Genomic DNA, 12,569 nt, shown 5'->3' with positions numbered 1-12,569 from the left:
AGGACTGAGAAATGGGAATCCGCAAGTACAAGCCGACTACGCCGGGCCGTCGTGGCGCCAGCGTCGCCGACTTCGTCGAGGTCACGCGGTCCACGCCGGAGAAGTCGCTGGTCCGCCCCCTGCACAGCAAGGGCGGCCGTAACAACGCCGGTCGTGTGACCGTTCGCCACCAGGGTGGCGGACACAAGCGCGCCTACCGCGTGATCGACTTCCGTCGTCACGACAAGGACGGCGTGCCGGCGAAGGTCGCGCACATCGAGTACGACCCCAACCGCACCGCGCGTATCGCGCTGCTGCACTACGCCGACGGCGAGAAGCGCTACATCCTCGCCCCGCGCAACCTGTCGCAGGGCGACCGGGTCGAGAACGGCCCCGCGGCCGACATCAAGCCCGGCAACAACCTGGCGCTCCGCAACATCCCGGTCGGTACCACGATCCACGCGATCGAGCTCCGTCCGGGCGGCGGCGCCAAGCTCGCCCGCTCCGCAGGTGCCTCCGTGCAGCTGCTGGCGCGTGAGGGTGCCATGGCGACGCTCCGTATGCCGTCCGGCGAGATCCGCATGGTGGACGCGCGCTGCCGCGCCACCATCGGTGAGGTCGGCAACGCCGAGCAGTCGAACATCAACTGGGGCAAGGCCGGTCGCAAGCGGTGGCTGGGCGTTCGCCCGACCGTGCGTGGTGTGGTCATGAACCCTGTCGACCACCCGCACGGTGGTGGTGAGGGCCGTACCTCCGGTGGTCGCCACCCGGTGTCCCCGTGGGGTCAGAAGGAAGGCCGTACTCGTTCCGCCAAGAAGGCGAGCAACAAGTACATCGTCCGCCGCCGCAAGACGAACAAGAAGCGCTAAGGACGGGTTGAGATGCCTCGTAGCCTGAAGAAGGGGCCCTTCGTCGACGACCACCTCATGAAGAAGGTGGACGTCCAGAACGAAGCCGGCACCAAGAACGTCATCAAGACCTGGTCCCGCCGCTCGATGATCGTCCCGGCCATGCTGGGTCACACGCTGGCGGTGCACAACGGCAAGACCCACATCCCGGTGTTCGTCACCGAGTCGATGGTCGGCCACAAGCTCGGCGAGTTCTCGCCGACGCGCACCTTCCGGGGTCACGTCAAGGACGACAGGAAGTCGAAGCGCCGCTAACCGCGGATCGCATTCAGACACGTAAGTAACTCTGAAGGGACAACCATGGAAGCCAGGGCCCAGGCGCGGTACATCCGCGTCACGCCCATGAAGGCCCGCCGTGTGGTGGACCTCATCCGTGGCATGGACGCCACGGAGGCCCAGGCTGTTCTGCGATTCGCTCCGCAGGCAGCCTCGGTACCGGTCGGCAAGGTGCTGGACAGCGCCATTGCCAACGCCGCGCACAACTACGACCACACCGATGTCGACGGCCTCTTCATTTCCGAGGCCTACGTCGACGAGGGCCCGACCCTGAAGCGGTTCCGTCCGCGTGCCCAGGGCCGTGCCTACCGGATCCGCAAGCGGACCAGCCACATCACCGTGGTCGTCAGCAGCAAGGAAGGAACCCGGTAATGGGCCAGAAGGTAAACCCGCATGGGTTCCGGCTCGGTGTCACGACCGACTTCAAGTCGCGTTGGTACGCCGACAAGCTGTACAAGGACTACGTCAAGGAAGACGTCGCCATCCGTCGGATGATGACGTCCGGCATGGAGCGCGCCGGCATCTCGAAGGTTGAGATCGAGCGCACCCGTGACCGCGTGCGGGTGGACATCCACACCGCTCGTCCGGGCATCGTCATCGGCCGCCGTGGCGCCGAGGCCGACCGCATCCGCGGCGACCTCGAGAAGCTCACGGGCAAGCAGGTCCAGCTGAACATCCTCGAGGTCAAGAACCCCGAGACGGACGCTCAGCTGGTTGCTCAGGCCGTTGCCGAGCAGCTCTCCTCCCGCGTCTCCTTCCGTCGCGCCATGCGTAAGAGCATGCAGTCGGCGATGAAGGCGGGCGCCAAGGGCATCAAGATCCAGTGCGGTGGCCGCCTCGGCGGCGCCGAGATGTCCCGCTCGGAGTTCTACCGCGAGGGCCGTGTGCCCCTGCACACGCTCCGTGCGAACGTGGACTACGGCTTCTTCGAGGCCAAGACGACCTTCGGCCGCATCGGTGTGAAGGTCTGGATCTACAAGGGCGACGTCAAGAACATCGCCGAGGTCCGCGCCGAGAACGCTGCGGCCCGTGCGGGTAACCGCCCGGCCCGTGGCGGTGCCGACCGCCCGGCCCGTGGTGGCCGCGGTGGCGAGCGGCGCGGTCGCAAGCCGCAGCAGGCTGCCGGCGCCGAGGCCCCCAAGGCCGAGGCTCCCGCGTCCGCTCCGGCTGAGAGCACCGGAACGGAGGCCTGACCGACATGCTGATCCCCCGTAGGGTCAAGCACCGCAAGCAGCACCACCCGAAGCGCGACGGCGCTGCCAAGGGTGGCACGACGATTGCGTTCGGCGAGTACGGCATCCAGGCGCTCACCCCGGCGTACGTGACGAACCGTCAGATCGAGGCCGCTCGTATCGCCATGACGCGTCACATCAAGCGTGGTGGCAAGGTCTGGATCAACATCTACCCGGACCGTCCGCTCACCAAGAAGCCCGCTGAGACCCGCATGGGTTCCGGTAAGGGTTCTCCTGAGTGGTGGATCGCCAACGTCAAGCCCGGACGCGTGATGTTCGAGCTGTCGTACCCCAACGAGAAGATCGCCCGTGAGGCGCTGACCCGTGCGGCCCACAAGCTGCCGATGAAGTGCCGGATCGTCAAGCGCGAGGCAGGTGAAGCGTGATGTCGGCCGGTACCAAGGCGTCCGAGCTGCGCGAGCTGGGCAACGAGGAGCTTCTGGGCAAGCTCCGCGAGGCCAAGGAAGAGCTGTTCAACCTCCGCTTCCAGGCGGCGACGGGCCAGCTCGAGAACCACGGCCGTCTGAAGGCGGTCCGCAAGGACATCGCGCGGATCTACACCCTGATGCGCGAGCGTGAGCTGGGCATCGAAACGGTGGAGAACGCCTGATGAGCGAGAACAACGTGACTGAGAACACTGAGGCGCGCGGCTTCCGCAAGACCCGTGAGGGTCTCGTCGTCAGCGACAAGATGGACAAGACCGTCGTCGTCGCCGTCGAGGACCGTGTCAAGCACGCGCTGTACGGCAAGGTCATCCGCCGTACGAACAAGCTCAAGGCGCACGACGAGCAGAACGCCGCGGGTGTCGGCGACCGCGTCCTCCTGATGGAGACCCGGCCGCTGTCCGCGAGCAAGCGCTGGCGCGTCGTCGAGATCCTCGAGAAGGCCAAGTAATTCTCCTGCGAGGCATCCCTCGCAGGACAGTTCCGCCAGGCTCCGGGGGCCGCTCGGCTGAGTGGCCCCCGGGGAACCGGCAGACAATCAGGAGATAGACGTGATCCAGCAGGAGTCGCGACTGCGTGTCGCCGACAACACTGGTGCGAAGGAGATCCTTTGCATCCGTGTGCTCGGTGGCTCCGGTCGCCGCTACGCGGGCATCGGTGACGTCATCGTCGCCACCGTCAAGGACGCGATCCCCGGTGGCAACGTGAAGAAGGGTGACGTCGTCAAGGCGGTCATCGTTCGCACCGTCAAGGAGCGCCGCCGTCCGGACGGCTCGTACATCCGCTTCGACGAGAACGCCGCCGTCATTCTGAAGAACGACGGCGACCCTCGCGGCACCCGTATCTTCGGCCCCGTCGGCCGTGAGCTGCGCGAGAAGAAGTTCATGAAGATCATCTCGCTCGCGCCGGAGGTGCTGTAAGCATGAAGATCAAGAAGGGTGACCTGGTCCAGGTCATCACCGGCAAGGACAAGGGCAAGCAGGGCAAGGTCATTGCCGCTTACCCGCGCGAGGAGCGTGTCCTGGTCGAGGGTGTCAACCGGGTCAAGAAGCACACCAAGGCCGGTCCGACGGCTGGGGGTTCCCAGGCCGGCGGCATCGTGACCACCGAGGCCCCGATCCACGTGTCCAACGTTCAGCTGGTCGTGGAGAAGGACGGCAACAAGGTCGTCACGCGTGTCGGCTACCGCTTCGACGAGAACGGCAACAAGATCCGCGTTGCCAAGCGGACGGGTGAGGACATCTGATGGCTACCACCACCACTCCGCGTCTGAAGCAGAAGTACCGCGAGGAGATCGCGGGCAAGCTGCGTGACGAGTTCAAGTACGAGAACGTCATGCAGATCCCCGGCCTCGTCAAGATCGTGGTCAACATGGGTGTGGGCGACGCCGCCCGCGACTCCAAGCTGATCGAGGGCGCCATCCGCGACCTCACCACGATCACCGGTCAGAAGCCGGCCGTCACCAAGGCCCGCAAGTCCATCGCGCAGTTCAAGCTGCGTGAGGGCCAGCCGATCGGTGCCCACGTCACGCTCCGTGGCGACCGCATGTGGGAGTTCCTGGACCGCACCCTGTCGCTCGCGCTGCCGCGCATTCGCGACTTCCGCGGCCTGTCCCCCAAGCAGTTCGACGGCCGTGGCAACTACACCTTCGGTCTCACGGAGCAGGTCATGTTCCACGAGATCGACCAGGACAAGATCGACCGTACCCGGGGCATGGACATCACCGTGGTCACCACGGCGACCAACGACGCTGAGGGCCGTGCGCTCCTTCGTCACCTCGGCTTCCCGTTCAAGGAGGCGTGAGCGAGATGGCGAAGAAGGCTCTGATTGCCAAGGCTGCTCGCAAGCCCAAGTTCGGTGTGCGTGGCTACACCCGCTGCCAGCGCTGCGGCCGTCCGCACTCCGTGTACCGCAAGTTCGGCCTGTGCCGCGTGTGCCTTCGTGAGATGGCTCACCGTGGCGAGCTGCCGGGCGTGACCAAGAGCTCCTGGTAACAGCCCAGTTGGGTTGATGCCGGGCTCTCGGTAAGCATCTGGGTCGGCAGGCGTCCCATCTCACATGCCTTAGGCTTGTGTGGTTGGGCGTCTGTCGCCCGTACGACTTACTACGCCGTAGGTCCACCGCGCCGCACCCGTCCCGTCTCGGATCGGGGAGAGGGATGGCGCACCAGGAAACCCCGGCGAGAGAGGCCGAAGGCCAATTCATGACCATGACTGATCCGATCGCAGACATGCTGACGCGTCTGCGGAACGCGAACTCGGCGTACCACGACTCCGTGACGATGCCGGCATCGAAGATCAAGTCTCACATCGCGGAGATCCTCCAGCAGGAGGGCTTCATCACGGGCTGGCGTGTCGAGGACGCCGAGGTCGGCAAGAACCTCGTCCTCGAGCTGAAGTTCGGCCCGAACCGTGAGCGCTCCATCGCGGGCATCAAGCGGATCTCCAAGCCCGGTCTCCGGGTCTACGCGAAGTCCACCAACCTGCCGAAGGTGCTCGGCGGCCTCGGCGTGGCGATCATCTCCACGTCGCACGGGCTCCTCACCGACAAGCAGGCCGGCAAGAAGGGCGTGGGTGGGGAAGTCCTCGCCTACGTCTGGTAACGGAAGGGAACGGAGGAAACAGCTATGTCGCGCATCGGCAAGCTCCCCATCGCGGTTCCCGCCGGCGTGGACGTCACCATCGACGGCAACGCGGTTTCGGTCAAGGGCCCCAAGGGCGAGCTGACCCACAACCTCGTCGCGCCGATCGAGATCGTCAAGAACGAGGACGGCACCCTCCAGGTGACCCGCCCCAACGACGAGCGTCAGAACAAGGCCCTCCACGGCCTGTCCCGCACGCTGGTGGCGAACATGATCACCGGCGTGACCCAGGGTTACGTGAAGAAGCTCGAGATCAGTGGTGTCGGTTACCGCGTGACCGCCAAGGGTTCGAACCTCGAGTTCGCTCTCGGCTACAGCCACCCGATCCTGATCGAGGCCCCCGAGGGCATCACCTTCAAGGTGGAGACCCCGACTCGTTTCCAGGTCGAGGGCATCGACAAGCAGAAGGTCGGCGAGGTTGCGGCCAACATCCGCAAGCTGCGCAAGCCCGACCCGTACAAGGCCAAGGGCGTCAAGTACGAGGGCGAAGTCATCCGCCGCAAGGTCGGAAAGGCGGGTAAGTAAGCCATGGCATACGGGCAGAAGATCCTCAAGGGCGACGCCTACAAGCGCGCCGCGATCAAGCGCCGTCACATTCGGATCCGCAAGCGGGTCTCGGGTACGGCGGAGCGCCCCCGTCTGGTCGTGACCCGCTCCAACCGCCACATCGTGGCGCAGGTGATCGACGACCTGAAGGGGCACACCCTGGCTTCGGCGTCCACCCTGGACAGCTCGATCCGTGGTGGCGAGGCCGACAAGTCCGCGCAGGCCAAGCAGGTCGGCGCCCTGGTCGCCGAGCGTGCCAAGGCCGCCGGTGTCGAGGCCGTCGTGTTCGACCGTGGTGGCAACCAGTACGCCGGGCGCATCGCCGCCCTGGCGGACGCCGCCCGCGAAGCCGGGCTCAGGTTCTGAGCCGCCGTAGCTAGCGGAAAAGAGAGAGGTAGATCCAATGGCTGGACCCCAGCGCCGCGGTGGCGGTGCCGGTGGCGGCGAGCGGCGGGACCGGAAGGGCCGTGACGGCGGCGCTGCTGCCGCCGAGAAGACCGCGTACGTTGAGCGCGTCGTCGCGATCAACCGCGTCGCCAAGGTTGTGAAGGGTGGTCGTCGCTTCAGCTTCACCGCGCTGGTCGTGGTGGGCGACGGTGACGGCACCGTGGGTGTCGGATACGGCAAGGCCAAGGAGGTGCCGGCCGCCATCGCCAAGGGCGTTGAGGAGGCCAAGAAGCACTTCTTCAAGGTCCCCCGGATCCAGGGCACCATCCCGCACCCGATCCAGGGTGAGAAGGCTGCCGGCGTTGTGCTCCTGAAGCCCGCGTCGCCCGGTACCGGTGTTATCGCCGGTGGCCCGGTGCGTGCCGTGCTCGAGTGCGCCGGTATCCACGACGTGCTGTCGAAGTCGCTCGGCTCCGACAACGCGATCAACATCGTGCACGCGACCGTGGAGGCCCTGAAGGGCCTGCAGCGTCCCGAGGAGATCGCGGCTCGCCGTGGTCTGCCGCTTGAGGACATCGCTCCCGCGGCCCTGCTGCGTGCGCGTGCCGGGGCGGGTGCGTGACGATGGCGCAGCTCAAGATCACGCAGGTCAAGTCCTACATCGGCAGCAAGCAGAACCACCGTGACACGCTGCGGTCGCTTGGTCTCAAGGGGATCAACACCGTGGTCGTCAAGGAGGACCGCCCCGAGTTCCGCGGCATGGTGCACACCGTCCGCCACCTCGTGTCGGTCGAGGAGGTCGACTGATCATGGCGGAGCAGAACCCGCTCAAGATCCACAACCTCCGTCCCGCCCCCGGCGCCAAGACCGCCAAGACCCGTGTCGGTCGTGGTGAGGCGTCGAAGGGTAAGACGGCCGGTCGTGGTACCAAGGGCACCAAGGCCCGCTACCAGGTTCCGGAGCGCTTCGAGGGTGGCCAGATGCCGCTGCACATGCGCCTCCCGAAGCTGAAGGGCTTCAAGAACCCGTTCAAGACCGAGTTCCAGGTCGTGAACCTCGACAAGCTGGCCGCGCTCTACCCCGAGGGTGGCGAGGTCACGGTCGAGGGTCTGGTGGCCAAGGGTGCCGTTCGCAAGAACAGCCTCGTCAAGGTCCTCGGCCAGGGCGAGATCTCCGTGGCGCTGCAGGTGACGGTCGACGCCGTCTCCGGCTCCGCCAAGGAGAAGATCACCGCTGCCGGCGGTACCGTCACCGAGCTCGTCTGAGTCTTTCGGACATCTCGATGACCTGAACGGTCGCAACCGGGGATATCCCACATAAGGGGTATCCCCGGTTGGTCGTTCCAAGGGGGGCAGTCTCGCCGGTAAGGTGGCCTGCACTGCCAACTTTCACAGGGTGCCGCGGTTCGGGCACTCGAGGCGGCAGTCGTCCGTTACCTATGTCGTTGTTCGTTCAGTCGGAATCTCAAGACCGTCACCCTTGACGCAGTTGCGCGGGGGTCGCAGGAGGCACCGTGCTCACCGCGTTCGCCCGGGCGTTCAGGACGCCCGACCTGCGCAAGAAGCTGCTCTTCACGCTCGCGATCATCGTGGTGTACCGAATCGGTACGCACATCCCGATCCCCGGCGTCGACTACAAGAGCGTCCAGACCTGCATGCAGGTGGCCAGCTCGAACCGCGGGCTGTTCAGCCTGATCAACATGTTCAGCGGCGGAGCGCTGCTGCAGATCACGGTCTTCGCGCTGGGCATCATGCCGTACATCACGGCGAGCATCATTCTCCAGCTGCTGACCGTTGTCATCCCGCGCCTCGAAGCCCTCAAGAAGGAGGGCCAGGCCGGTACGGCGAAGATCACGCAGTACACCCGCTACCTGACGTTGGCGCTCGCCATCCTCCAGGGCACCGGCCTGGTGGCGACCGCCCGCAGCGGCGCGCTGTTCAACGGCTGCCCGGTGGCGACCCAGATCGTCCCGGACCAGTCGATCTTCACCACCATCACCATGGTCGTCACGATGACCGCGGGCACCTGTGTCGTCATGTGGCTCGGTGAGCTCATCACCGACCGCGGCATCGGCAACGGCATGTCGATCCTGATGTTCATCTCGATCGCCGCGACCTTCCCGAGCGCCCTGTGGACGATCAAGATCCAGGGCAAGCTGGCCGGTGGCTGGATCGAGTTCTCCACCGTGATCCTCGTGGGTCTCGTCATGGTCGGTCTGGTCGTGTTCGTCGAGCAGGCCCAGCGACGGATCCCCGTGCAGTACGCGAAGCGCATGATCGGACGCCGGTCGTACGGAGGCACGTCCACGTACATCCCGCTGAAGGTCAACCAGGCGGGTGTGATCCCTGTGATCTTCGCCTCGTCGCTGCTCTACATCCCGAGCCTGGTGGCCCAGTTCGCGGGCGGCAACTCCAGCTGGAAGACCTGGGTCCAGAACAACCTCACCAAGGGTGACCACCCGATCTACATCACCGTGTACTTCCTCCTGATCGTTTTCTTCGCGTTCTTCTACGTGGCGATCTCATTCAACCCCGAGGAAGTCGCGGACAACATGAAGAAGTATGGTGGCTTCATCCCGGGCATCCGGGCCGGTCGGCCCACCGCTGAGTACCTGTCGTATGTGCTCAACCGGATCACCTGGCCGGGTTCGCTGTACCTGGGTCTGATCGCTCTCGTACCGACAATGGCGTTGGTTGGCTTCGGGGCGAGCCAGAACTTCCCGTTCGGCGGGACCAGCATCCTGATCATCGTGGGTGTCGGTCTCGAGACGGTGAAGCAGATCGAGAGCCAGCTCCAGCAGCGCAATTACGAAGGGTTCCTCCGCTGATGCGAATCGTCCTCGTCGGGCCGCCCGGTGCCGGCAAGGGAACGCAGGCTGCGTTCCTCGCCAAGAACCTGTCGATCCCGCACATCTCCACGGGCGACCTGTTCCGCGCCAACATCAGCCGCCAGACGGAGCTCGGGAAGCTCGCGAAGTCCTACATGGACGCGGGCAACCTGGTCCCGGACGAGGTCACCATCGCGATGGCCAAGGACCGCATGGAGCAGTCGGATGCGCGAGGCGGCTTCCTGCTCGACGGCTTCCCGCGCAACGTCTCGCAGGCCGAGGCGCTGGACGAGATGCTCAAGGCCGAGGGCATGAAGCTCGACGCGGTGCTCGACCTGGAGGTCCCCGAGGACGAGGTCGTCAAGCGCATCGCGGGCCGCCGCGTGTGCCGCAACGACTCGTCGCACGTGTTCCACGTGTCGTACAAGCCCGCGAAGCAGGAGGGCGTCTGCGACATCTGCGGCGGCGAGCTGTACCAGCGCGACGACGACTCCGAGGAGACCGTCCGCAAGCGGCTGGAGGTCTACCACACGCAGACCGAGCCGATCATCGACTACTACAAGGCCCAGGGCCTGGTGGTCACCATCTCGGCGCTCGGCAAGGTGGAAGAGGTCACCCGGCGCGCGATGGAGGCGCTCAAGCAGAAGGACGGCGACAAGTAGTCGTCGCCGCCACGGCCGCGGTTCCCCTGCCGGGGGCCGCGGCCGAGCTGTGGGCGGTGCCGGTGGCGCCGGATCTCCGGAAGCCCTGCTCCCGGGCCTCCGCCGGGATGCCCTCCCCGCACGCGAACCCGGCCGGATGACGCGTCCCCGTATCGTTGAAGGTATTCGTAGCCCCGGTCAGAAAGGCCGCAGCCCTCATGGTGCAGATCAAGACCCCCGAGCAGATCGCCAAGATGCGTGAGGCGGGGCTGGTCGTCGCCGCCGTGCACGCGGCCACCCGTGAGGCGGCGGTGCCGGGCGCCACGACGAAGGACCTGGACGAGGTGGCGCGCAAGGTCCTCGCCGAGCACGGGGCGAAGTCGAACTTCCTGGGCTACGGCGGCTTCCCCGCGACCATCTGCACCTCCGTGAACGAGGTGGTCGTCCATGGCATCCCCTCCGACGAGGTGGTCCTGAAGGACGGCGACATCATCTCCATCGACGCCGGCGCCATCGTGGACGGCTGGCACGGGGACGCGGCGTTCACCGCCTTCGTGGGATCCGGTCACGCCCCGGAGCTGATCGAGCTGTCCCGGGTGACCGAGGAGTCCATGTGGGCCGGGATCGCGGCCGTGAAGCAGGGACACCGGCTCGTGGACGTCTCCCGGGCGATCGAGACGTACATTCGCCGGCAGCCCAAGCCGGGCGGCGGGCGCTACGGGATCATCGAGGACTACGGCGGCCACGGCATCGGCACCGAGATGCACATGGACCCGCACCTGCTGAACTACGTCGACCGGCGGCGCGGCAAGGGCCCGAAGCTGGTGCCCGGCTTCTGTCTGGCGATCGAGCCGATGGTCTCGCTGGGCACGCCGCGGACCGAGGTCCTCAAGGACGACTGGACCGTCATCACCACCGACGGCACCTGGTCCTCGCACTGGGAGCACTCCGTCGCCCTGACCGAGCAGGGCCCGCTGGTGCTCACGGCTCCCGACGGCGGCAAGGCGAAGCTCGCGGAGTACGGCGTCACCGTCGCTCCCGACCCTCTCGCATAATGATCTTCGGTGTGGGGCAGACTCCCCCGATTCGTGTTTCCTGGTGCGCTGACGTAGACTGACTCGTCGGCTCTCGTGCATCCGCATGTCCGCATGCGCTCGTACGGGGTCGATCAAGGTAGTCGATTCGAAGGGCGAAGCGTGGCCAAGAAGCAAGGTGCCATCGAGATCGAGGGCACTGTCGTCGAGTCTCTGCCGAACGCCATGTTCAAGGTCGAGCTCCAGAACGGCCACCAGGTCCTGGCACACATCAGCGGCAAGATGCGTATGCACTACATCCGCATCCTCCCTGACGACCGGGTCGTGGTGGAGCTTTCTCCGTACGACCTGACGCGTGGCCGGATCGTCTACCGCTACAAGTAGATCTTGCCCGCACCCCCCGTGTTCGTGGGGTGTGCATCCCGCTTCAGCGGGGTGGTGGCACTGACCCGGAGAACCTCAATCCCATGAAGGTCAAGCCGAGCGTCAAGAAGATCTGCGACAAGTGCAGGGTGATCCGCCGTCACGGCCGGGTCATGGTCATCTGCGACAACCCGCGCCACAAGCAGCGCCAGGGCTGACGCAGGACCGCACCCTCTGCACCTTCGCAGAGATTCGCGCGACGCAAGCTGAATAGTTCATACGCAGGGCCCGAGCCGTATGGCTCGACACCCCCGGTTCGGAGGCCGGGGACCCAGTTCGTACCTCGTACGGCGGCTGGGAGTCGGTTCTGTGGAAGACCTCCGAGTATTTAACTGGAGCCATTGAATGGCACGCGTTTCCGGTGTTGACATCCCGCGCGAAAAGCGCGTGGAGGTCGCCCTCACCTACGTGTTCGGCATCGGCCGGACCCTCTCGAAGGAGACGCTGGCTGCGACCGGCGTCGACCCGAACACCCGCGTTCGCGACCTGACCGAAGAGCAGCTCGTCGCGATCCGCGAGTACGTCGACAACAACATCAGGACCGAGGGTGACCTCCGTCGTGAGATCCAGGCCGACATCCGCCGCAAGGTGGAGATCGGCTGCTACCAGGGTCTGCGGCACCGCCGCGGTCTGCCCGTCCGCGGTCAGCGCACCAGCACCAACGCCCGTACCCGCAAGGGCCCGCGTCGCGCCATCGCCGGCAAGAAGAAGCCGGGCAAGAAGTAGTCCGCAGCGGACACCTGTCCACGGTCTTCGCTGTAGGACCGACCACCTCCCGTAGGAGTTAGTAGATGCCCCCCAAGGGACGTCAGGGCGCTGCCAAGAAGGTGCGCCGCAAGGAAAAGAAGAACGTCGCTCACGGCCACGCGCACATCAAGAGCACGTTCAACAACACGATCGTCTCGATCACGGACCCGTCCGGCAACGTGATCTCCTGGGCCTCCGCCGGCCACGTCGGCTTCAAGGGCTCCCGGAAGTCCACGCCGTTCGCCGCGCAGATGGCCGCCGAGTCGGCTGCCCGCCGCGCCCAGGAGCACGGCATGCGCAAGGTCGACGTGTTCGTCAAGGGCCCGGGCTCCGGTCGTGAGACCGCGATCCGTTCCCTGCAGGCCACGGGCCTCGAGGTCGGCTCCATCCAGGACGTCACCCCGACCCCGCACAACGGCTGCCGTCCGCCGAAGCGCCGCCGCGTCTGACGCACGGCTGCTTCGTCCGGCAACCGTCGGGCAGTG

The 12,569-nt window shown here is 66.0% G+C and carries 24 protein-coding genes; all 24 read left to right on the top strand.

Annotated elements, in window-relative coordinates:
• Positions 1-11 precede the first annotated feature (11 nt).
• The 24 genes from rplB (at position 12) to rpsK (ending at position 12,533) form a co-directional block, all read left to right on the top strand.
• The gene (gene rplB, locus ACFYX0_RS01340) at positions 12-848 is read left to right on the top strand and encodes a 50S ribosomal protein L2 (protein WP_311696774.1); all 837 of its coding nucleotides are present in this window, start codon (positions 12-14) and stop codon (positions 846-848) included.
• 12 nt (positions 849-860) lie between these two features.
• The gene (gene rpsS / locus ACFYX0_RS01335; protein WP_311696773.1) at positions 861-1,142 is read left to right on the top strand and encodes a 30S ribosomal protein S19; all 282 of its coding nucleotides are present in this window, start codon (positions 861-863) and stop codon (positions 1,140-1,142) included.
• A gap of 45 nt (positions 1,143-1,187) precedes the next feature.
• Positions 1,188-1,535 (top strand): 50S ribosomal protein L22, encoded by a 348-nt coding sequence (gene rplV / locus ACFYX0_RS01330; RefSeq protein WP_355908329.1) that lies wholly within the window; start codon positions 1,188-1,190, stop codon positions 1,533-1,535.
• Positions 1,535-2,356 carry a 30S ribosomal protein S3 gene (gene rpsC / locus ACFYX0_RS01325; protein ID WP_003998826.1) on the top strand — a complete coding sequence of 274 codons (822 nt, stop codon included), beginning with the start codon at positions 1,535-1,537 and terminating at the stop codon, positions 2,354-2,356. The genes rplV and rpsC overlap by 1 nt, the downstream gene beginning before the upstream one ends.
• A 5-nt stretch (positions 2,357-2,361) precedes the next feature.
• Positions 2,362-2,781: a 50S ribosomal protein L16 gene (rplP, locus tag ACFYX0_RS01320; protein ID WP_388965026.1), complete on the top strand. Its 420-nt coding sequence runs from the start codon at positions 2,362-2,364 to the stop codon at positions 2,779-2,781.
• Positions 2,781-3,005, top strand: a complete 225-nt coding sequence (gene rpmC / locus ACFYX0_RS01315; RefSeq protein ID WP_018564811.1) for a 50S ribosomal protein L29 — start codon at positions 2,781-2,783, stop codon at positions 3,003-3,005. The genes rplP and rpmC overlap by 1 nt, the downstream gene beginning before the upstream one ends.
• Entirely contained in the window at positions 3,005-3,289 is a 285-nt protein-coding gene (gene rpsQ / locus ACFYX0_RS01310; RefSeq protein ID WP_263231444.1) for a 30S ribosomal protein S17, read from the top strand. Before rpmC ends, rpsQ begins: the two co-directional genes overlap by 1 nt.
• A 100-nt stretch (positions 3,290-3,389) precedes the next feature.
• The gene (gene rplN / locus ACFYX0_RS01305) at positions 3,390-3,758 is read left to right on the top strand and encodes a 50S ribosomal protein L14 (protein WP_003998823.1); all 369 of its coding nucleotides are present in this window, start codon (positions 3,390-3,392) and stop codon (positions 3,756-3,758) included.
• Positions 3,759-3,760: 2 nt separating this feature from the next.
• Positions 3,761-4,084 (top strand): 50S ribosomal protein L24, encoded by a 324-nt coding sequence (gene rplX, locus ACFYX0_RS01300; protein WP_265566060.1) that lies wholly within the window; start codon positions 3,761-3,763, stop codon positions 4,082-4,084.
• Positions 4,084-4,641 (top strand): 50S ribosomal protein L5, encoded by a 558-nt coding sequence (gene rplE, locus ACFYX0_RS01295; protein WP_023547375.1) that lies wholly within the window; start codon positions 4,084-4,086, stop codon positions 4,639-4,641. Before rplX ends, rplE begins: the two co-directional genes overlap by 1 nt.
• Positions 4,642-4,646: 5 nt before the next feature.
• On the top strand, positions 4,647-4,832 hold the full coding sequence (locus tag ACFYX0_RS01290) for a type Z 30S ribosomal protein S14 (RefSeq protein ID WP_003948630.1): 186 nt from the start codon (positions 4,647-4,649) through the stop codon (positions 4,830-4,832).
• Between the two features lie 209 nt (positions 4,833-5,041).
• Positions 5,042-5,440: a 30S ribosomal protein S8 gene (rpsH, locus tag ACFYX0_RS01285; RefSeq protein ID WP_030046382.1), complete on the top strand. Its 399-nt coding sequence runs from the start codon at positions 5,042-5,044 to the stop codon at positions 5,438-5,440.
• A 24-nt stretch (positions 5,441-5,464) separates the two neighbouring features.
• The gene (rplF, locus tag ACFYX0_RS01280; protein ID WP_355908322.1) at positions 5,465-6,004 is read left to right on the top strand and encodes a 50S ribosomal protein L6; all 540 of its coding nucleotides are present in this window, start codon (positions 5,465-5,467) and stop codon (positions 6,002-6,004) included.
• 3 nt (positions 6,005-6,007) lie between these two features.
• On the top strand, positions 6,008-6,391 hold the full coding sequence (rplR, locus tag ACFYX0_RS01275; protein WP_311696770.1) for a 50S ribosomal protein L18: 384 nt from the start codon (positions 6,008-6,010) through the stop codon (positions 6,389-6,391).
• A gap of 37 nt (positions 6,392-6,428) precedes the next feature.
• Positions 6,429-7,034: a 30S ribosomal protein S5 gene (gene rpsE, locus ACFYX0_RS01270; protein ID WP_189782213.1), complete on the top strand. Its 606-nt coding sequence runs from the start codon at positions 6,429-6,431 to the stop codon at positions 7,032-7,034.
• 2 nt (positions 7,035-7,036) lie between these two features.
• Positions 7,037-7,219 carry a 50S ribosomal protein L30 gene (rpmD, locus tag ACFYX0_RS01265; RefSeq protein ID WP_039656212.1) on the top strand — a complete coding sequence of 61 codons (183 nt, stop codon included), beginning with the start codon at positions 7,037-7,039 and terminating at the stop codon, positions 7,217-7,219.
• 2 nt (positions 7,220-7,221) lie between these two features.
• A complete protein-coding gene (rplO, locus tag ACFYX0_RS01260) occupies positions 7,222-7,677 on the top strand; it encodes a 50S ribosomal protein L15 (protein ID WP_023547373.1) in 456 nt (151 codons plus the stop codon).
• A gap of 248 nt (positions 7,678-7,925) precedes the next feature.
• Complete coding sequence (secY, locus tag ACFYX0_RS01255; protein ID WP_355908316.1) at positions 7,926-9,239, top strand: preprotein translocase subunit SecY; 1,314 nt, start codon at positions 7,926-7,928, stop codon at positions 9,237-9,239.
• A complete protein-coding gene (locus ACFYX0_RS01250) occupies positions 9,239-9,901 on the top strand; it encodes an adenylate kinase (RefSeq protein WP_388965023.1) in 663 nt (220 codons plus the stop codon). Before secY ends, ACFYX0_RS01250 begins: the two co-directional genes overlap by 1 nt.
• Before the next feature lie 197 nt (positions 9,902-10,098).
• Positions 10,099-10,935, top strand: a complete 837-nt coding sequence (gene map, locus ACFYX0_RS01245; RefSeq protein ID WP_311696766.1) for a type I methionyl aminopeptidase — start codon at positions 10,099-10,101, stop codon at positions 10,933-10,935.
• A gap of 141 nt (positions 10,936-11,076) precedes the next feature.
• Positions 11,077-11,298: a translation initiation factor IF-1 gene (gene infA / locus ACFYX0_RS01240; RefSeq protein WP_003948620.1), complete on the top strand. Its 222-nt coding sequence runs from the start codon at positions 11,077-11,079 to the stop codon at positions 11,296-11,298.
• A gap of 83 nt (positions 11,299-11,381) precedes the next feature.
• Positions 11,382-11,495 (top strand): 50S ribosomal protein L36, encoded by a 114-nt coding sequence (gene rpmJ, locus ACFYX0_RS01235; RefSeq protein WP_003974245.1) that lies wholly within the window; start codon positions 11,382-11,384, stop codon positions 11,493-11,495.
• Between the two features lie 187 nt (positions 11,496-11,682).
• Positions 11,683-12,063, top strand: a complete 381-nt coding sequence (rpsM, locus tag ACFYX0_RS01230; RefSeq protein WP_311696765.1) for a 30S ribosomal protein S13 — start codon at positions 11,683-11,685, stop codon at positions 12,061-12,063.
• A gap of 65 nt (positions 12,064-12,128) precedes the next feature.
• Positions 12,129-12,533, top strand: a complete 405-nt coding sequence (gene rpsK / locus ACFYX0_RS01225) for a 30S ribosomal protein S11 (protein WP_003956432.1) — start codon at positions 12,129-12,131, stop codon at positions 12,531-12,533.
• The last annotated feature ends 36 nt before the right edge of the window (positions 12,534-12,569 follow it).

The organism is Streptomyces sp. NPDC002573 (assembly GCF_042889625.1).
GTDB classification, from domain to species: Bacteria; Actinomycetota; Actinomycetes; order Streptomycetales; family Streptomycetaceae; genus Streptomyces; species Streptomyces gibsoniae.
The sequence above is the reverse complement of the archived record's forward strand: the minus strand, read 5'-3'. Positions and strand labels throughout refer to the sequence as shown.

Bases quoted from the DNA above. Each gene is read 5' to 3' on its own strand.
- rplV (WP_355908329.1), top strand. From the start codon at position 1,188: ATGGAAGCCAGGGCCCAGGCGCGGTACATCCGCGTCACGCCCATGAAG.
- rplX (WP_265566060.1), top strand. From the start codon at position 3,761: ATGAAGATCAAGAAGGGTGACCTGGTCCAGGTCATCACCGGCAAGGAC.
- rpsQ (WP_263231444.1), top strand. From the start codon at position 3,005: ATGAGCGAGAACAACGTGACTGAGAACACTGAGGCGCGCGGCTTCCGC.
- rplP (WP_388965026.1), top strand. From the start codon at position 2,362: ATGCTGATCCCCCGTAGGGTCAAGCACCGCAAGCAGCACCACCCGAAG.
- rpsK (WP_003956432.1), top strand. From the start codon at position 12,129: ATGCCCCCCAAGGGACGTCAGGGCGCTGCCAAGAAGGTGCGCCGCAAG.
- rpsE (WP_189782213.1), top strand. From the start codon at position 6,429: ATGGCTGGACCCCAGCGCCGCGGTGGCGGTGCCGGTGGCGGCGAGCGG.
- rpmC (WP_018564811.1), top strand. From the start codon at position 2,781: ATGTCGGCCGGTACCAAGGCGTCCGAGCTGCGCGAGCTGGGCAACGAG.
- rplE (WP_023547375.1), top strand. From the start codon at position 4,084: ATGGCTACCACCACCACTCCGCGTCTGAAGCAGAAGTACCGCGAGGAG.
- rpsS (WP_311696773.1), top strand. From the start codon at position 861: ATGCCTCGTAGCCTGAAGAAGGGGCCCTTCGTCGACGACCACCTCATG.
- rpmJ (WP_003974245.1), top strand. From the start codon at position 11,382: ATGAAGGTCAAGCCGAGCGTCAAGAAGATCTGCGACAAGTGCAGGGTG.
- ACFYX0_RS01250 (WP_388965023.1), top strand. From the start codon at position 9,239: ATGCGAATCGTCCTCGTCGGGCCGCCCGGTGCCGGCAAGGGAACGCAG.
- rplB (WP_311696774.1), top strand. From the start codon at position 12: ATGGGAATCCGCAAGTACAAGCCGACTACGCCGGGCCGTCGTGGCGCC.
- rplR (WP_311696770.1), top strand. From the start codon at position 6,008: ATGGCATACGGGCAGAAGATCCTCAAGGGCGACGCCTACAAGCGCGCC.
- rpsH (WP_030046382.1), top strand. From the start codon at position 5,042: ATGACCATGACTGATCCGATCGCAGACATGCTGACGCGTCTGCGGAAC.
- ACFYX0_RS01290 (WP_003948630.1), top strand. From the start codon at position 4,647: ATGGCGAAGAAGGCTCTGATTGCCAAGGCTGCTCGCAAGCCCAAGTTC.
- rpmD (WP_039656212.1), top strand. From the start codon at position 7,037: ATGGCGCAGCTCAAGATCACGCAGGTCAAGTCCTACATCGGCAGCAAG.
- rplF (WP_355908322.1), top strand. From the start codon at position 5,465: ATGTCGCGCATCGGCAAGCTCCCCATCGCGGTTCCCGCCGGCGTGGAC.
- map (WP_311696766.1), top strand. From the start codon at position 10,099: ATGGTGCAGATCAAGACCCCCGAGCAGATCGCCAAGATGCGTGAGGCG.
- rplO (WP_023547373.1), top strand. From the start codon at position 7,222: ATGGCGGAGCAGAACCCGCTCAAGATCCACAACCTCCGTCCCGCCCCC.
- rpsM (WP_311696765.1), top strand. From the start codon at position 11,683: ATGGCACGCGTTTCCGGTGTTGACATCCCGCGCGAAAAGCGCGTGGAG.
- rpsC (WP_003998826.1), top strand. From the start codon at position 1,535: ATGGGCCAGAAGGTAAACCCGCATGGGTTCCGGCTCGGTGTCACGACC.